This is a genomic window from Lysinibacillus sp. GW823-FHT06C08 (assembly GCF_058795135.1).
This window is the reverse complement of record NZ_JBXAHN010000001.1, coordinates 1,221,325-1,239,361: the sequence shown is the minus strand read 5'-3', so window position 1 is coordinate 1,239,361 and position 18,037 is coordinate 1,221,325. Positions and strand designations below refer to the sequence as shown.

At 39.2% G+C, this 18,037-nt stretch carries 15 protein-coding genes; 4 read left to right on the top strand and 11 right to left on the bottom strand.

Annotated elements, in window-relative coordinates; genetic code table 11:
* Positions 1–75: 75 nt before the first annotated feature.
* On the bottom strand, positions 76–1,374 hold the full coding sequence (locus tag AC1Q6O_RS05820; RefSeq protein ID WP_008176621.1) for an MFS transporter: 1,299 nt from the start codon (positions 1,372–1,374) through the stop codon (positions 76–78).
* Positions 1,375–1,396: 22 nt separating this feature from the next.
* Positions 1,397–3,430 (bottom strand): CocE/NonD family hydrolase, encoded by a 2,034-nt coding sequence (locus AC1Q6O_RS05815; RefSeq protein ID WP_492401000.1) that lies wholly within the window; start codon positions 3,428–3,430, stop codon positions 1,397–1,399.
* A gap of 255 nt (positions 3,431–3,685) precedes the next feature.
* Between AC1Q6O_RS05815 and AC1Q6O_RS05810 the strand changes: the two genes are divergently transcribed.
* Positions 3,686–4,393, top strand: a complete 708-nt coding sequence (locus AC1Q6O_RS05810; protein ID WP_342532395.1) for a TetR/AcrR family transcriptional regulator — start codon at positions 3,686–3,688, stop codon at positions 4,391–4,393.
* A gap of 75 nt (positions 4,394–4,468) precedes the next feature.
* Here AC1Q6O_RS05810 and dinG read toward each other — a convergent pair whose 3' ends face one another.
* The 5 genes from dinG to panB all read right to left on the bottom strand — a co-directional run bounded on the left by dinG (position 4,469) and on the right by panB (position 11,927).
* Positions 4,469–7,240 (bottom strand): ATP-dependent DNA helicase DinG, encoded by a 2,772-nt coding sequence (gene dinG, locus AC1Q6O_RS05805; protein WP_492400999.1) that lies wholly within the window; start codon positions 7,238–7,240, stop codon positions 4,469–4,471.
* 214 nt (positions 7,241–7,454) lie between these two features.
* On the bottom strand, positions 7,455–9,578 hold the full coding sequence (locus AC1Q6O_RS05800) for a 5'-nucleotidase C-terminal domain-containing protein (RefSeq protein ID WP_089986581.1): 2,124 nt from the start codon (positions 9,576–9,578) through the stop codon (positions 7,455–7,457).
* A gap of 272 nt (positions 9,579–9,850) precedes the next feature.
* Complete coding sequence (panD, locus tag AC1Q6O_RS05795) at positions 9,851–10,234, bottom strand: aspartate 1-decarboxylase (RefSeq protein ID WP_090001314.1); 384 nt, start codon at positions 10,232–10,234, stop codon at positions 9,851–9,853.
* Between the two features lie 2 nt (positions 10,235–10,236).
* A complete protein-coding gene (gene panC / locus AC1Q6O_RS05790) occupies positions 10,237–11,091 on the bottom strand; it encodes a pantoate--beta-alanine ligase (RefSeq protein ID WP_342532394.1) in 855 nt (284 codons plus the stop codon).
* The gene (panB, locus tag AC1Q6O_RS05785; protein ID WP_492400998.1) at positions 11,088–11,927 is read right to left on the bottom strand and encodes a 3-methyl-2-oxobutanoate hydroxymethyltransferase; all 840 of its coding nucleotides are present in this window, start codon (positions 11,925–11,927) and stop codon (positions 11,088–11,090) included. Before panB ends, panC begins: the two co-directional genes overlap by 4 nt.
* 419 nt (positions 11,928–12,346) lie before the next feature.
* Between panB and AC1Q6O_RS05780 the strand changes: the two genes are divergently transcribed.
* The 3 genes from AC1Q6O_RS05780 to AC1Q6O_RS05770 are packed head-to-tail and all read left to right on the top strand — an operon-like array spanning position 12,347 to position 14,099.
* Positions 12,347–12,667, top strand: a complete 321-nt coding sequence (locus tag AC1Q6O_RS05780) for a PadR family transcriptional regulator (protein WP_008181900.1) — start codon at positions 12,347–12,349, stop codon at positions 12,665–12,667.
* A complete protein-coding gene (locus AC1Q6O_RS05775) occupies positions 12,660–13,262 on the top strand; it encodes a DUF1700 domain-containing protein (protein ID WP_492400997.1) in 603 nt (200 codons plus the stop codon). Before AC1Q6O_RS05780 ends, AC1Q6O_RS05775 begins: the two co-directional genes overlap by 8 nt.
* Positions 13,263–14,099 (top strand): DUF4097 family beta strand repeat-containing protein, encoded by an 837-nt coding sequence (locus AC1Q6O_RS05770; RefSeq protein ID WP_089986586.1) that lies wholly within the window; start codon positions 13,263–13,265, stop codon positions 14,097–14,099. It abuts the gene before it with no gap.
* A 56-nt stretch (positions 14,100–14,155) separates the two neighbouring features.
* On the opposite strand, the gene AC1Q6O_RS05765 is transcribed toward AC1Q6O_RS05770, so the two are convergent.
* From AC1Q6O_RS05765 to mgsA, 4 genes are all read right to left on the bottom strand, one after another.
* On the bottom strand, positions 14,156–15,139 hold the full coding sequence (locus tag AC1Q6O_RS05765; RefSeq protein WP_492401029.1) for a biotin--[acetyl-CoA-carboxylase] ligase: 984 nt from the start codon (positions 15,137–15,139) through the stop codon (positions 14,156–14,158).
* Positions 15,140–15,282: 143 nt separating this feature from the next.
* Positions 15,283–16,461, bottom strand: coding sequence for a CCA tRNA nucleotidyltransferase (locus AC1Q6O_RS05760; RefSeq protein ID WP_492400996.1), 1,179 nt, complete (start codon positions 16,459–16,461; stop codon positions 15,283–15,285).
* Positions 16,448–17,593 (bottom strand): N-acetyl-alpha-D-glucosaminyl L-malate synthase BshA, encoded by a 1,146-nt coding sequence (gene bshA, locus AC1Q6O_RS05755; RefSeq protein WP_008181556.1) that lies wholly within the window; start codon positions 17,591–17,593, stop codon positions 16,448–16,450. Before bshA ends, AC1Q6O_RS05760 begins: the two co-directional genes overlap by 14 nt.
* Before the next feature lie 33 nt (positions 17,594–17,626).
* Positions 17,627–18,031 carry a methylglyoxal synthase gene (gene mgsA, locus AC1Q6O_RS05750; protein ID WP_008181558.1) on the bottom strand — a complete coding sequence of 135 codons (405 nt, stop codon included), beginning with the start codon at positions 18,029–18,031 and terminating at the stop codon, positions 17,627–17,629.
* Between the last annotated feature and the right edge of the window lie 6 nt (positions 18,032–18,037).

Genomic DNA, 18,037 nt, shown 5'->3' with positions numbered 1-18,037 from the left:
AGATGACTTCGGCTTATACCAAAGTCATCTTTTATTTCAGTGGAAGACATTCTATGAATTTTTTTTGATGCTAAATTAAGTAAGCACCTGTTCCTTCGCAAGCTTTCTTTGCAATGCAATCTCCTTGCGTTTTTCTTTCGTTACACGTTGCCAAATGACTACTGTAACGAATCCAATTATAGCTAAACCTAATAATATACCGAAGAATACTTTATAGCCTGCTGTGCCACCCCAATAATCTAAACAAGCGCCTGCAATGATTGGCATAAAGATTTCCCCACTATAGCCAATAATCATTAGCGGCATGGATACTGTTCCTGTTGATTCAACAGGATAATCCCCTTCTACTAAAATAGCAAAATGCATCGCCTGCAAAGCATACATTGATGTATAAATAATCCCGATAAATATTAAAAGCATCAGGATAAAGGAAGCTTTGCCTGGTAATAAGATAAGTCCCACTAAGCCTAGTGCTAATAATATATAGCCGATTAACACCATATTAGACACACCTATCCGGTCACCAATAATGCCTGCACTAAAACTGCCGATTGGTCGACAATACTGAGAAAAGTAGCCTAAAGCAGCAGCAATTAACGTAGATGCACCAAATGCGGCTGTTGCATAAGGTGTGATGTAATAATAGCTAATGATCATCGCATAAGACGTAAAAATAAGAATAGTTGCAAGCCAAGTTGTTGGCATCTTTAACACTTTCCAAAGGACGGCCCAATCAAATGATTTACTACCATCTTTATCCTCACTAGCTACAGTCCCTTGATCGGGGTCTTTATAAAGCATCATAATCATGAACCCCAACAAAAGACAAATGACAGAATACACCGTAATAACCGCTGAGAGTGCCATTTTATCACTCATATGCTTCGCAAAAAAAGCAAATATCCCTAAAATCACAGCAGATTGAATAATATTGGTTACGCCACGGCCACCTTCAAAAAATCCAAAAGCTTTTCCTTGTTCATTTTCAGAACCTAAAGAACGTACTGCTTTTACTAGTGCTCCCCAAAATGTCATAATGGACGTGATTCCCCAAGCAGCATGGATGAGGAGAAGCACTGGATATGGTGGATACAGTAATAATGTAAAACCTAATAACCCTGTGGCCACTAGAGAAATAGTTAATAAATATTTCGTTTTCCAACGATCTGCACAAAATCCTCCAAAAATATAGGAAATTAAACAACAAACACCGTATGCACTACCAAGTGTCCCCATTTGAGTATTCGTCAAATGAAATGCATCGAGAAAGACATCATAATAGTAATTTCTAAAATACGGTAATGCATAAATTAATGCACCTGAAACAGCTAAAATAACTAAAGTAGCTGTATTCTTTTTTAACTTAGCTTCCATATGTTTACCCCTTATATGTTATTTACAAGCCATGACGTTTAATTTTTTGATCCCATTCCTTATGGAAGACCTGTTTGTCATTTTCTTTGATCGCCATTTCCCCAGCAATTTGGAAGTTTTCTAGAGTAGATGTTTTAGTAACCGTAATATCAGCATCAATCCACCAACCCTCACGACCTATTTTCATTTTTTGATAGATTGTATACTGAGCTGACAATGGATCAGCATTCGTTAAGGTTAATTCCCGCTTCAAATTATGTTCTACCGTGACATCAATGTCATCAAAGCGATATATCCCTTCACCAAAAACGCCTCCAACCCCATCTGTAATACATGTCCATGTATCTGTTAAAATATCGTATGAAATAGAACGATCCACTCTTCCTTCTTGGAGAGTTGTTATAGGTGTTAATGGTGCACTCTCAGGATTCATATTTGGCCCAGCTATTTGATGTCCATGGAAGGTTGGTAATGTGAAAGTAGCTGTTTCAAGATTTAATGTCAATGTAGCATCTTCTGGCATCGGCCAAAACATAGGCCAAAATGTTGTTGCTAATGATAAGCGTAAACGGTGACCTGCTTTAAATTGATGTCCACAGCAATCTAATTGCACAAAGGCTTTTACTTTTTCACCAGGAGTTAACAGTTCTACATGGTCATGACCATTCAAATGTGTTAAATTCATCACCCCATAGGATACACGAGTAACAGCTCCATTTGGTGCTACATCTGACAACTGCGTAAATAACATCGCATGTGGTTTATCACTCATTAATTCCACTTCAAACTTCGGATAACCTACAATCTCTAGTGGATTCTCTAGCATGTCCGTTTCAAAAACCATAGCCATTCCATCATCAATTCGTTGATCTGCTGGACTTTCACCTAGTACTCCAGCACCCATCCATTCTCCCGATAATAGTCCGTGGTTTTGTGGTGTTTTTAATTGCACCTGTTCTTGTTGATCACTACGATGCTCTACTAATTTCCCGTGTGTCAGTTGATACGCTTTCGTTTGTACCTCTTCCGCTGTTGGCCATGATTCTAGTCCAATCCAATAGCCATGGCTGACTGGTTTCTTAACAGAAGGTTCCATGCTTTCTTCAACCCAAACATTCACCATTGGTCCATCCATTACATCATTGTCAATCCCTTTTAACCAATGATCCCACCATTTCACGGCCTCTTGTAAAAAGCCCATTGCTGGACCAGGAACTCCATCATGTGGGTAAACATGTGCCCATGGGCCAATAATGCCCTTTCTAGGAACAGAAAGCCCTTCCATTAAACTTAAGACTGTGTTCGTATAGGAATCTTCCCAACCATCTAGTGCAAAAACAGGGATTTCGATGTCATCGTAATTCTCACAAACTGAACCATGCTTCCAGTAGTCATCTCTTGTTTGATGCTCCATCCACTGTGCCATCCATAAGGGCATATTTTCTAAGCGCTCCATCCATTTCTCACGCCAGCTATCGCCAACAATGTGAGGATCAATCGGACGGAGTTGATACGCTAACATAATAGAGCCCCACCAGAAATTATCATTTAATAAACAACCACCCTTATAGTGAATGTCATTATTATAGCGATCATCCGTGAAGCCTACTGTAATAATCGCCTTTAATGCCTTTGGTCTGCGAGCAGCTACTTGCAGAGAGTTAAATCCGCCCCATGATTTCCCCATCATCCCGATATTGCCATCACACCAGCTTTGATTAGCGATCCATTCAATTACTTCAAGCGCATCATCCTGCTCTTGCTTTAAATACTCATCTTTTAATAAGCCATCTGACTCACCAGAACCTCGCATATCTACTCGTACAACAGCATAGCCATGTCCTGCAAAATACCCATGCATAGGCTCATCTCTCGCTCTCGTTCCATCTGTTTTGCGATAAGGAATATACTCCAGGATAGCCGGTACTTTTTGTCCTGCCGCCACGATCGGTAACCAAATTCGGCTAGAAAGCTTTGTGCCGTCTGCTATTTCAATCCATGTGTTTTCAATCGTTTCATATGTACACTCAAATTGTGTCACAATTTTTTTACTCATTAAATAAATCCTCCCCTTGTGTTTAAACTTTTTGTTCTTGCATCCACTTCGTCTAATTATTCCGAATCTTAATTATTTAGTAATCATGATTATAAAATAATTGTGATTAGTATATCATCTGAAAATCCAATGTACAACACTGAAAATGCTAAAAGCTAATGCTATAATGGGAGATGGAAATAAAAATTGTTATGCTATAATAAGGTTAAACTAGCTTATAAATGGTAAATATATGAATTAAACTAATAATTTTACATGACCATTGTACGTCGGGGGGATATTACTTTGAAAAAAAAGGAAATACAAAGGAGTCGTATGTGGAAATACTTTGTAGACGCCACAGCGGAAATTATTGAAGAAGAAGGAGTGGAAAATGTCACGATTAGAAAGGTTGCCGATAGGGCTGGTTATAACAGTGCAACCATTTACAATTATTTTTCAGAAATCTCTCATCTCCTCTTTTTTGCATCGATGAGATGCATGCAAGACTATACAAACGAAGTTGCTCGTTACATAGAAAGAGGCAAGGACCCTATTGATAAATATTTATTAGCCTGGGAATGTTTTTGCCAATACTCCTTCAAACAGCCACAAATTTTTCATGCCGTCTTTATTATGGATTTAGGGGAAACACCTGAAAAACTATTGGAAAATTATTATAACTTTTACCCCAATGATTTAATTAATATTCCTGAAGATTTAAAGACTATACTGTTTCAGCACAGTCTGACAAAACGGGGACGTTCTATGTTAGAGATCGCTTTAAAAGAAGGCTATTTAACCGAGGGTAATGTAGATGCCATTAATGAAATCACACTCTTAATTTGGCAAGGTATGTTTACTAATCTTTTAAATAATCGAAAAAGCTATGATGCCCAACAAGCAACAGAAATCGTTATGAGCTATATTACTAAGATTGTTCGAAATGCCAATCTTTTTGATGAGGAACATAACAACAAATAGTCATAACCCTCATCATAAATGTATAGGCAACCACTTAAAAAAACCCCTTCTAGCTCATGCTAAAAGGGGTAATTTTTATTTTTGCCAATGATTCAGTTCTTTTAATAATTCGGGTAGCTGCAATTTCTTTACATCGATTGGCGGTAGTGCTTTAATAAATTCTTTCCCATAGGATTTGCTAGTTATTCGACGGTCTAGGACGATAAATGCTCCTTTATCCTGAGAGGAACGAATTAAGCGACCAAAGCCCTGCTTAAAGCGCATAATAGCCTCGGGCAATGACAACTCTGTGAAGGAATTGCGTCCTTGCGCTGTAAGATGCTTCGCTCTCGCCTTAAAGACAGGCTCTTCTGGTGAAGAGAATGGCAGCCGTACAACGATAACAGAGGCAAGAGCATCTCCAGGAACATCGACACCCTCCCAGAAACTGTTTGTTCCAAAAAGAACAGCATGGCTAAATTTTTGAAATGATTTTAGAATGCGCATACGGCTACCACCTGTAACACCTTGCGCAAAAAGCATATAATCATCTAAAAGTTCACTATCTTGAATGAGCTCGACTGTTTTCCGCAGCATATCCTGAGCTGTAAAGAGCACAAAGCAACGACCTTCCGTCATTCTAACAGTCCTCGTAATCGCATGAGCAACTGCCTCAATGTATTCTTCTTGGCTGACATGCTGAATATCTGGCATATCCGTGACAATAAATGCTTTTGCACCTCCGTAATAGGCTGGCGGTGCCTGTAGTTTTATAACTTCAACGCTATCAGAAATTCCTAATTGTCGTGTAACAAAACGCTCATTGCCTGGTACCATTAATGTACCTGATGTCCATACAATGCTCGCTTGCTTGCGAAGAGGTGCTAGCACTTGTTCAATAATCGGTGTGACATTGGCTGGCTTCTTAAAAACATGTAAACTGCCAGGAACACTTCGAACATCGAATTCTAGCCAAACCGAACTTCCATCGTGCGATGACAGGAAAATGTCTTCCCACTCTGCAATTTTAATTTTCACTTCTCGAATCCAATAATGCCATTCGGATAAAATATACCTATCATTTTTATCTAATTGCTCAATATTATTTTCAAATCCTTGAGCTGCTTCAGTCGCAAGATCAAGCCATTGCTGCGTTAATTTGCTTACTTGTAAAAATGACTCTTTGGCAAGCGTTACATCCTCTATAAATAAGGTACACTTACTACTAGCTCGCTTGCCTTTCATCTGTTGTTGCATGCTTTGTGCCGCTCGTTGAATAGTCTCATCAAATGCACGTTGTAACCGTATAAATTGAGCATCCAGTCGCTGTAAACTTTGCATGGACACACGTTGTTTCTTCTTCGCCGCTTCACAAAAAAGTTGATAAAGTCCTGTGTCTTCCATTGTGCCAATTTGACCAAAAATATATTTCCATTGCGTATAGGAGAAGACAATTTCATCCTGTTGCATCGCAGCCTGTATAAATTGATGTGCCTCATCAATGACCCAGCCATCTATTTGTGTAAATATCGGCGTTTGACGAACTAAATCACTTAACACCATAGCATGATTTGTCACTATACAGTCAGCAAATGCGCTGTTCTTTAACGCTTGTTCATAGAAATCAAACCCTTTAGATGGTTTGTCATTTGGTATTTTGCGGATTTTCTCTAAAAACAGTTGTCCCCCACCTGAAACATTCAGCTCACTTAACACACCGGTCTCTGTTTTCGTCAGCCAAACGAGAATCTGTAAAATAGAAAACGTATCATCATAGGATTCGTCCGCATATGCCATGGATTGTTCAAAACGATCTAGATCAATATAATGCTGCATCCCCTTGAGTACACAAATATTTACTTTTGTTCCCAAGATTTTTTCTATCTTTGGTAGCTCTTCCTCTACAAGCTGTTCTTGCAGATAGGATGTATAGGTACTAATGGCGATTTTTTTATGGACAGTACGAGCATATACGATGGCTGGCAGTAAATATCCCGCCGTTTTGCCAATACCCGTAGAGGCTTCAATTACACATTCCTTTTGTTCATGTAGAGCTTGCCAAATCGTATCCATCATCTTAAATTGAGCTGGACGTTCCTCAAAATTGGGGAGGGCCTTTGTCATTAATGCCGTTTTATCAGCCACTGTTTGCGGATAATCAATCGTCTCTGATGCATGGTCATGTTTATTACGACCATTACAAATCGCAAAATTCCGGTAATAATGCACATTCTCATCGCTTGTTTTATGTTGACGTTTTATTTGCAATGCCTCGAAAAAAAGCTGAGAAATATTCGATTTTAAGCGAAATGAACGCTTATGCATTTGTTCTAATGTTAATTGAGGAAGATTTAAAAGCTCTTTCCAACAACATTTGAACAGCTCAGCAGTAGCACGGGCATCGTCGTCTGCTCGATGCGCATTGGCCAACTCTATATTTAAATCTGCCGCCAAGTCTCCTAGCTTAAAGCCGAGTGACATCGGAAACAAAATTTTTGCCAGCTCTACTGTATCCATTTTTTTACCTTGCCACTTTGGAAGGCCAGCCCGTTTAAATTCCGCCTGTAAAAATGATAAGTCAAAATCGGCATTATGGGCTACAAACACACAATCAGCCAGTAGCTCATATATGTAATCCGCATGTTCCTCAAAAGGGTATGAATCCTTAACATCCTCATTCGTTATATGCGTTAAATCTTGAATGAACGATGGAATGGCTTTTCCCGGGTTAATAAATTTCGTATAGGTACGCTCAATTTCCCAATCCTTCATAATAACAATGGCAATTTGAATCATCCGGTCCCCATTTGCTGGTGAATGACCCGTTGTCTCCAAATCCACAATGGCATATTTTTGACTTTCCATCATACATCTCAACTCACAGTCACATTAGATAAGAAGAATTTTATCATATATTTAGTTCAGCGGCATCCTTTCTCCCCTATATGCCGTCTAATATTCAATCCCTTTTACTGCCGTACAATAAAAAACCGCAACCTCAGGGTTATCCTTAAGGTTGCGGAAATAGCGATGTGACATAATTTAAAGCGAATGTCGTTTGTAAGCTATTCTTTCGAAGGGATTATTGCTTTTTAGCAACATCAACAATACGACCTTCTGCTGTTGTTTTCACTTCTTTTAATGATAGTAATTGCTCTTGTAGGTTTTCCCAATCAGATAAGCCTAAATCTGTTACACGACCTTCTTCATATGCTTTAGCAAACATATCAAAGCCGTCTCCACCTTTAGCTGTGAAGGCATTTGTTGCCACAGTATATGTTTTACCATCTTCTAGTGCAACATACTTGCCAGTTGCTTTATCTAAATATTCGATTGAAACAACACGTGAGCCTGCTTCTTTTGATGAATCATATTGTAATTTTGCTCCACCAATGTGTAGGAAACCACCATTTTCTTTAGGTGCATTTTTCAAGGAAACTTCAAATGCTGCTTTAAGCTCAGCTCCTGTAGCATCCATTAATGCTAATGTGTTACCGAATGGTAATACTGTAATCACTTGTCCAACAGTTATATTGCCGGCTGGGATCGCTGCACGAATACCACCACCATTTTGTAGTGCCATGACAACTGTTTTATCCGTATATTTTTGTGCTTTTGCCAACATACCATCTGTAATGATATTACCTAGAGCTGTTTCATTGCTACGTACACTTTCTAAGTTTGTTTCAGTTGCACGTGGATTTGCTAACTCCTCAGTAATTTTCACACCTATTTCCTTGTTGTTGACTTCATCAATTTTTGCTTTATATGGCGCTAGTAATTTTACTAATGCTGCATCTTCAGCAACTTTACCAAGGTCGATTAATTCGCCACCGTACTTAGTGACAACACCTTTGCCATCAAATGTTACATCCAGTGTTCCTAAATATTTTACATACTCATTAGCTTGTACGATTAATGTTGCATCTTTTGCTTCGCCTACAGTGTTCGTATCTACAACAAATGGCTCGTCTAATTTTGTATGGTCATGTCCACCAACAATTATATCGATTCCTGGTACGTTTTTAGCTAGTAAAATATCATTATCTACATTTGGATTATCATTGTAACCAATATGCGTTAAAGCGATAATTTTATTAACGCCCATACCCTCAAATGCAGCTACTGCCTTTTTCGCTTCTTCAATATAGTTAGTAAATTTCACTTTACCTGGAGAAGCAATATCCAAAGTTTCTTCTGTTGTTAAACCGAAGATACCGACTTTTTCTCCATCAATTTCTTTTACAATACCTGAATAGATTTTACCGTTTTCAGGCTCACTTGAAACTAAATCTGTAAATAAACCTTTAAATTTATCATCCGCTGAGAAATCTGTATTGGCACCCACAAATGGGAATTTAGCACCTTTAACAAAGTCTGCAAGTGCTTGATGTCCTTCAGGTGATGAACCTAAATCAAATTCATGGTTACCAAATACCATAGCATCAAAGCCAATTTCATTTAATAGCGCTAAATCTGCTTGACCATGGAATTCGTTGAAGTATAAAGTACCGCTAAATGCATCGCCAGCATGTAATGTTAAAACATTTTTCTTTGTTTCACGTTGCTCTTTTACAGCAGTTGCTAGTTTCGGTAATTCATTTGCGCGTGCATGTGTATCATTCACATGTAGAACTGATAATGTAAATGCATCTTCCGGTTTTTCAGGCGTTTCTGTGTTTAATTTTGTGAGAGCTTCTGCAATCAATGTTGCTAGTTGTCCACGTGTTACGCTTTTACTAGCTTCGTGATTTTTAGCACCTTCTAATTCTGGTAAGTTAGGAATAGATGATAAGATTTTTGCCAAATCACCATGTGTAATCGTTTGGTTTGGACGGAATGTGTTGTCTCCATAGCCTGAAACAACTTTTAATCCTACTAATGCAGCGATTGGGCCGTAATACGTATTAGCTGTATCAATATCCTTAAAGTTTGGATTCACAACTTCTTTCGTGTCTAGCTTTAATGCGCCTGCAATCATTTTTGCAGCTTGTCCACGCGTGACATTTGTATCAGGTTTGAATGTACCATCTGGGAATCCACTAATAATACCTGCCGCATAAAGTGTCGAAATGCCCTTATAATCCGCATGACTTTCCTTTACATCCGAAAATGGACTAGCTGCTGATGCTGGTGCCGCTGCTACCGCTGTGATAGCCAATGCTGCTGCAGTAGCTGTTAAAAATTTATTACGTTTATTTTCCATTACAAATGATACCTCCACTAGTAAAATGATGTACTAACAACTAAATTCTACATAAATATCTCATAAAATACTAGAACATTTGTAAAATTTTAATTTCACAAACTAGTTTAATAGTTAGAAAAACAAAATTTTACCAGTACTTTTGTAGTAGTTTTAATCACATAAAAAAGGAGGATGGCTATTCGGCTACACTAATTGAGCCTTGCCATCCTCCTATTTAATTCAATTTCCAGCAACTTTCCTCATTGTTGATTCTGGACAATTCTCTTGTCTTACATCACCGTTGCTTCAGGCTCATAGGAAATCATTTCTTTAATCGTATTGCTTTCTCCCATAATGGCCACAGTCGGTTTATGATTCTTTGCCTCATCATTATCCACATACGCATAGGAAATAATGATGACAATATCGCCACGCTGTACGAGTCTTGCTGCCGCTCCATTCACACAGATTACACCTGAACCACGCTCACCTGCAATAATATACGTTTCAAAACGAGCGCCATTATTATTATTAACAACATGTACCTTTTCGTTTGGCAGCATACCGACTGCATCTAAAATATCCTCATCAATTGTTATGGACCCCACATAATTTAAATCCGCCTGAGTCACTGTTGCACGGTGGATTTTACTATTCATCATCATTCGTAACATATTTATAGTCCCTCTTTCAAAGTAAAGATACTATTATCAATTAAGCGAGTCTGCCCAATATACACAGCAGCTGCCAGCAATACTTGTTGTGTCGTTTCAGTCACTGGTATCAAATCTGGGTAGGCTAATAATTCAATATAGTCAATTCGGCCATGAGTTCGTGCCTGAATATGGGCTTTGGCCTTTGCTAATGCGTACCCAACCTCTCCAGTCGCTAAAAAGCTATCCTGAGCCAATTGTAGTGCTTCTTGTATGGCAGGAGCCTCTTCTCTTTCCGATTCGCTTAGATAAATGTTGCGAGAAGACTTCGCTAGCCCATCTTCCTCACGAACGATAGGTACAACACGCATTTCTAACGGAAAATTAAAATCACGTACCATTGTTGTAATAATGGCCACTTGCTGGGCATCTTTTTGACCGAAATAGGCTCTTGTTGGAAGTGTAAGGTGGAATAGTTTGGCTACAACCTGTAACACACCATCAAAATGACCTTGACGACTCGCGCCACAAAGAATCATGGCCTGTTCACCAGCATGGATACGAATTCCGCCATCCTGCGGATACATTTCTTCTACACTTGGAGCGAAGATAAGATCAACACCGACAGACTCTGCCAACGCAATATCTCTTGGCAAATCCCGTGGGTAACTTTCAAAATCTTCATTTGGCCCAAATTGTGTGGGGTTAACGAATATACTCATAACAACTAAATCATTTTCTGCACGTGCTGTTTGAGCCAATGTTAAATGGCCTTCATGTAAATATCCCATAGTTGGAACAAGGCCAATAGTTTTATGGGCTTGTTTTGCTGCCTGAATTTCAGCTGTTAATGCTTGTATCGTTGTGATGACTTTCATGATTTGATGCCCCCATATAGCTGGTCTAGCGCATCCTCTTTCATTGTGAAGAAATGCTTTTGAGCTGGGAAAGCACCCTCTTTGACTGCTTCCACATAGCGAACCATTCCTTCACTTGCCTCTTTCCCCATATCCGCAAATTGTTGAACGAACTTTGGCACATGGTGTGAGCCATAGCTTAACATGTCATGATAAACTAACACTTGGCCATCTGCTTCGACACCCGCTCCTATACCAATAGTTGGTATTACTAGACTAGCAGACACCATTTCTGTTAACTGATGTGGGATACATTCTAAAACGACCGCACATGCACCAGCCTTTTCACACTGCTTGGCATCCTCAATCAGCTGCGTTGCCTGTTCTGCCGTTTTCCCCTGTACCTTATAGCCACCAATTACTCCCGCTGATTGTGGCAACAAGCCTAAATGAGCAACCACTGGAATTCCTGCAGCTGTTAGCTTTCGAATGACCGGAATGACATCACCAGCCCCTTCCACTTTTAAAGCGTCAGCACCTGTTTCTTGCATCATATAAATGGCTGTTTTCAATGTTTCATTGACATCACCATGATAGGAACCAAATGGCATATCCACTACAACAAAAGTGTCCTTTGCCCCACGTCGCGTTGCTTTCGCATGATGGATCATATCTGCTACAGTCACTGGCATTGTTGAATCATAGCCAAGGACAACCATTCCAAGTGAATCCCCTACAAGAATCATGTCTACATTAGCAGCCTCTGCAAATTGAGCGGCTGGATAATCATAGGCAGTCACCATCACAATTTTCTCGCCTGCCACTTTCATCTTTAAAAAATCTGTTGTCGTTCTCATTTTGTAGTCCTCCTTTTTAAGGGAAGAAAACAGAAAAAACCCTCGGTTCCAAAATGGACAGAAGGGTTGTGTTTCATTCGTTAGCAAAAAGCCTCTGCATAACTCAGCAAGAGGTACTAGCTTCACTTAGAAAGTAAGCTACTTTTTGAACGCATTGTTTTCTTCCGTCCCTGTCATATAGATCAAGGCAGATATTTGTTAGTATGAGATCTTACGTTTTGAAGGTGCCGTTCACAATGGATACTGCCCTTCAGCACATACTATAACAATAAAACTTGTAATCTTCAAATATTATTTTCTAATAGTAAAAACATTTATTTATAAAATTTGACAATCAATGCTATACGTCATATACTATCCACATACTATATGGCATATAATATAAAATGAAGTATAAGTAATGAATGTGAGGTGGAAAGATGACATTTCAGCTTGGCTCAGCTTTACTGGATGCTTGTGTATTGGCCATTGTTGACAAAGAGGATGCTTATGGCTATTCCTTAACGCAGCAAGTACAATCAGTCATGGATATTTCAGAGTCTACATTGTACCCCGTATTACGTCGCTTACAAAAAGCAGATTACTTAACTACCTACGATCAGCCCTATCAAGGTAGAAATAGACGCTATTATCAAATTACCGAGCATGGCCGTATACGCTTATTAGAGCTTTTAAAAGAATGGCGTGTCTATAAGGAAAAGGTTGATTGTGTACTTTTAGGAGGGAATATAGATGGATAGAGCTAGTTATTTGAAAAAGCTACGAGGGAAATTACGGCGCCTTCCTGCGCAAGAGCTAGAGGCTGCTCTTGCCTATTATGAAGAATACTTTGATGAAGCAGGAGAGAATAATGAGCAGCAGGTTATTTCAGAACTAGGCTCCCCTTCTCATGTTGCCTCACAAATATTGGCTGATTTTGCCTTAAAAGATTTAGAAAACACTTCGGAGAAATCGACTAAAAAGAATATGACAGCTTTATGGCTTATTATTCTTGCTATACTTTCTGCACCACTTTCTTTACCACTTCTTGCAACAGCTATCGCCCTTATATTATCATTTGGTGCTGTCATTATTAGTTTGATTTTTGCGATTGGAGCAGGTATTTTAAGTATTTTTATTGGGGGAATTGCAGCCCTTATTTCAGGCCTCTTTATTTTAACAGAGCATTGGCCAACCGCCTTATTATTTATGGGTATTGGCTTAATCATTACAGGGTTGAGTGTCTTACTCTTTCCATTCGTTGCCTGTTTTATTAAGAAAACCGTCCTTCTCTCTGTAGAAACATTGGGCAGATTGTTCCACAAAATAACGAAAACAAGGAAAGGGGGCTTGTAAATGGCTTCTAAAAATTCCCTTATTGCGATGACCATCATTGCGTTAGGTGTTTTACTAGCATTGGTCGGCTATTTTTCAGGCGGTCGATGGTTCATTATCAAAGATGAGGATGGCATTCACGTGCCAGGAAGCAATAAACTAGTTAGTGAATCGTATAACTTAGATAAGTTTACTAGTATAAATATAGCGAATGATTATGGGGATATTACCGTTGTCGCCACTGAAGACCAATATAAACTAGAAACGAATGTACTCGAACAACAAGACGTCTCATATCGTATTGAAAATGGAACTTTACAGATTGAAACAAAGGCTAAGAAAAAAAACGGGTTTGAATTTGGTTTCTCAAGCTTTTCTTCTCCCTCTATCAAAATCTATGTTCCAGCAAATACTAACCTCAAGTCGATTGTAATAGATAGTGATTTTGGCGATACAACACTTCGTGGTTTGCATTATCAACAGCTGAATCTGATGCAAAATTATGGAGATATTACCTTTAACAACATAACTGGAGAGAACACAGAGATTACACAAGACTTTGGTGATTTAACTTTCAAGCAATATTCTAGTAATGGTGTAAACATCGAAAGTGAACATGGTGATATTCATATTGCTGGAACTTTAAATGGGACATCAACCATTACATCTAGCTTTGGGGATGCAACACTTCACTTACAAAATAAACAAAGTGATCTTGGTTATGAAGTAAAAACAAGTTTTGGCGATATAACGGTTAATGGTACAGAAGAAAATGGCTCAATCACTCAGCTTTATAAAGGCGATGACCAGCTGAACGTTTCTTTATCTCACGGTGATGTCAATGTTTCACTCAAATAATAATAACAATTGAAGTCATCAAAAAAGCTGCAGGTACGCACCTTGCAGCTTTTTTTTTATAGTATTTTGATATCTCCTGCATAAATGGTTCGGACCAATCCATCATCTTGTGTAAGCTGTAGCACCCCATCATCTGTAATTCCACTAGCAATTCCTTCAAATCGCTCTCGTATAGTCGTCACCTCAATACGTTGACCAATTGTACAAGACAGCTGCTCCCATAGGGTTTTAATACTGGCAAAGCCTTCTTCGATATATAACTCTGTAAATTGCTCTAGATACTGTAAAATTAAGGCTACAAGTGCCGCACGATTAATTTCTTCTCCTGCTTCTAATCGTAGTGAAGTAGCAATATCCGCAATATCCGGTGAAAAATCAGCCGCCCCCTGGTTAACATTTATTCCAATCCCAACTAGCAATGCCTGAACCAAATCTGCCTCTGCCTGCATCTCCGTCAAAATACCTGTACATTTTTTACCATTAATTAATAGATCATTTGGCCATTTAATAGTTGGCTCAATATCGCTATATAGTGTTTTAATGGCCATTGTGACAGCGACTGCTACGACAAGCGTAAAAGAGGATGCCTGTTGAGGTGTGACATCAGGTCGAACGATAACGGTCATCCAAATACCACTACCATGAACTGATTCCCATGGACGAGCCATCCGACCGCGTCCTGCTGTTTGCTCTTCACCAATAATGACTGTGCCATGTGGTGCGCCTTCCTGTGCCAGCTTATGGGCAATCGTTTGTGTTGAATCTACGACATCGAAATAATGAATTTCTCTTCCGAAATGCTCTGTTTTTAAAAAAAGTTCAATTTGTGTGGGACTTAAACTATTTGGTACACCCGTTAATACATAGCCTTTTTTCTTTATTGTTTCAAATGTGTAGCCCTCTTCTTGTAACGTCTGCATATGTTTCCAGACAGCCGTCCTTGAGACTCCAAGAGAATCCGCTAATTCTTGACCTGAAACAGCTTCTCCATTGGCAGCTAGTATTCTTTTTAAAATTTCATCTTTCATGGACATTGTCATGTTCACATCAATCCTTTTGTAAACTCTGCTTTTTATGTAACTAAATTTAATCATACTGTAAATCAATTGAAATGACCATCAGTGATATAAAAAACAAGCCGTCCCACACTTTCCTGAGACGGCTTGTTGTAAGGTATATATACTCATGTTTCATGGAAATAGTTATGCTCCAGCCATTTTTTTATCTGCTGTTGATCATTTGCAAGCTCATTATGAATAATCGCTTCGAGTATGTCCTCTAATGCTTCTTTTACCCAAGGGCCTCCTTTTTTGCCAGACCATTTAAGTAAATCCGCCCCATTCACCGCAATTTCTTGCTTTTGTCGAATCGGCAGCTTGTCCTGCAATATACGAATAGGCTCACTTGGTAAACAAACGTCCGCTTGGAGCAGTTTTGCAAAATATATCGCTGCTTCCAGCTCCTGTTCTTTATAGGTAAAATAATGGGAGTTTGTCCAGCCACTTTTTAACGCTCCATATGCTGTCAAAACAGATTTAACAAACGCCATTTCTTTATTGGACAATCGATAATCCCCCAAAATCTCGCGCCAGTTTGCTCCTTGAAGTAGCGCAAAATAGGCCCAGCCCACATGCTTGTCCTCAGTCTGAAATTCATACCAGCGATCAGCCTGAAAACTCCCTTGTAAATACGCTGCCAAGCCACTTTCCTCTAATTTTTGTAGGCCACTAAAAACAGTCGTTCCTAGCCATAGCTTATCTAGCTCTGCCTTGATTCGCTCTTTGGCAATAAAAGCGATATCGGCCGCTCTATGTTGTATCGCCATCAATGTATCTTCCGCTATTGTGAAATCAAGCTGCGCTGAAAAACGGATTGCTCGTAACATGCGCAAGGCGTCCTCAGCAAAGCGTTTTTGAGCATCTCCAACAGCTCGAATAATACGAAGATCAATATCTTGACGACCACCATAATAATCAACAAAAGAGCCATCACGTCGCATAGCGATGGCATTCATTGTGAAATCACGGCGTTGTAAATCATCTTGTAGAGAGCGAACGAATTGCACTTTATCTGGTCTTCGATGGTCTGTATATTCCCCATCTGTACGATAAGTAGTTACTTCAACTGGCCCAGCAGGTACGATAACAAGTACCGTCCCATGCTGAATTCCAATATCAACTGTTCGTTGAAAAACTGTTTTTACCTCTTCAGGCAACGCATTTGTCGCTACATCGACATCATGTGCAGGACGATTCAGTAAAGCATCTCTAACAGCTCCACCTACAATAACCGCCTCAAAGCCTGCTTGTTCTAATTGTTCTATTACTGAATAGGCTGTTTGCCATTCTTTATTGTTTTGCATGATTTCTTTCCGCAACCTTCTCGTACAGATTTTCGTATTGTTCTACAATTTTGGACGAGTGGAATTTGTCACTGACTGCATGAATGGCCGCTTCTCTGAAACGCAGTAATTTTTCCTCATCTTGCAATAACTGAACAGCATATTCAGCGACGGCTTCCGTATCTCCTAATTCCACAATAAAGCCGTCCACGCCATGTTCAATGACTTCCGGGATACCTCCTACATTTGTTCCAATACAAGGCACTCCACAAGCCATTGCCTCTAATAAAACCAATCCAAACGATTCCTGCTGAGATAGTAACAGCTTTAGGTCACTAATTGCATATAGTTCAGCTAAATTTTCTTGCTTCCCTAAAAATAGAACATCCTTCATATATGGACTTTCCTTTACTTGGTCCATTACACGATGTTTTTCTGGCCCATCACCGACTAATAAGAGTTTCGCCTTCACATTAGTACGTATTTTCATAAAGGCGTCAATGATATGCGGAAGATTCTTAATTTTACGGAAGTTAGAGACATGGATGAGGACTTTTTCATCTTCTTGTATACCAAATTGCTCTTTTAGGTTTCCTGAATTACGAGGGAAGTACTCCCGTTCATCCACAAAGTTATAAATTGTTTCAATGGGCTTAACTGTATCAATTAATTCATAAGTTTGTTCTTTTAATGCATGTGACACGGTCGTCACAATATCAGATTTATCAATCCCATACTTAATGGCCTGTGAAAGCGTAGAATCCTGCCCAAGCACCGATATATCTGTGCCATGAAGTGTTGTAACGATGCCAATATCTCGCCCACTCATTTCACGTGCTAGCACAGCACATACTGCATGTGGAATTGCGTAATGCACATGCAACACATCCAACTCTTCATCCTTGATGACGTCTGCCATTTTACTCGCTAATGCAATATCGTATGGTGAATATTGAAACACTGAATAATTATTAACTTCGACTTCATGGAAAAAGACGGTTGGATAAATTTTATTCAATCGAAATGGTACGCTTGAGGTAATGAAATGAATTTCATGTCCTCTTTCTGCAAGCATTTTGCCTAATTCTGTTGCTATTACACCAGAGCCTCCAACTGTTGGATAACAGGTAATGCCGATTTTTAGCTTTTTCATTCGATGATCATCCTTTCTAAATCACGTCTTTTATTAGTTACGTCTTTCTTGTATCAGTCTCCAATCCACAAAGCCTTCTTGTAGGCCTTTTAATAATATTTCTGCTGTCCCCATATTTGTCGCCAGTGGCACTTGGTAAACATCACAAAGACGGATAAGTGCAGAAACATCTGGCTCATGTGGTTGTGCTGTTAATGGATCACGGAAAAAAATAACCATATCCATATCATTGTTGGCAATCATTGCGCCAATTTGTTGGTCGCCACCAAGTGGACCTGAACGAAAACGTGTTACCTCTAAACCAGTGGCTTCAATGACACGCTGTCCTGTTGTACCGGTAGCATAAAGTGAATGTTCAAGCAAAATTTCTTTGTAAGCAATAGCAAACTGTACTAAATTATCTTTTTTACGATCATGTGCAATTAATGCGATTTTCATATAGCT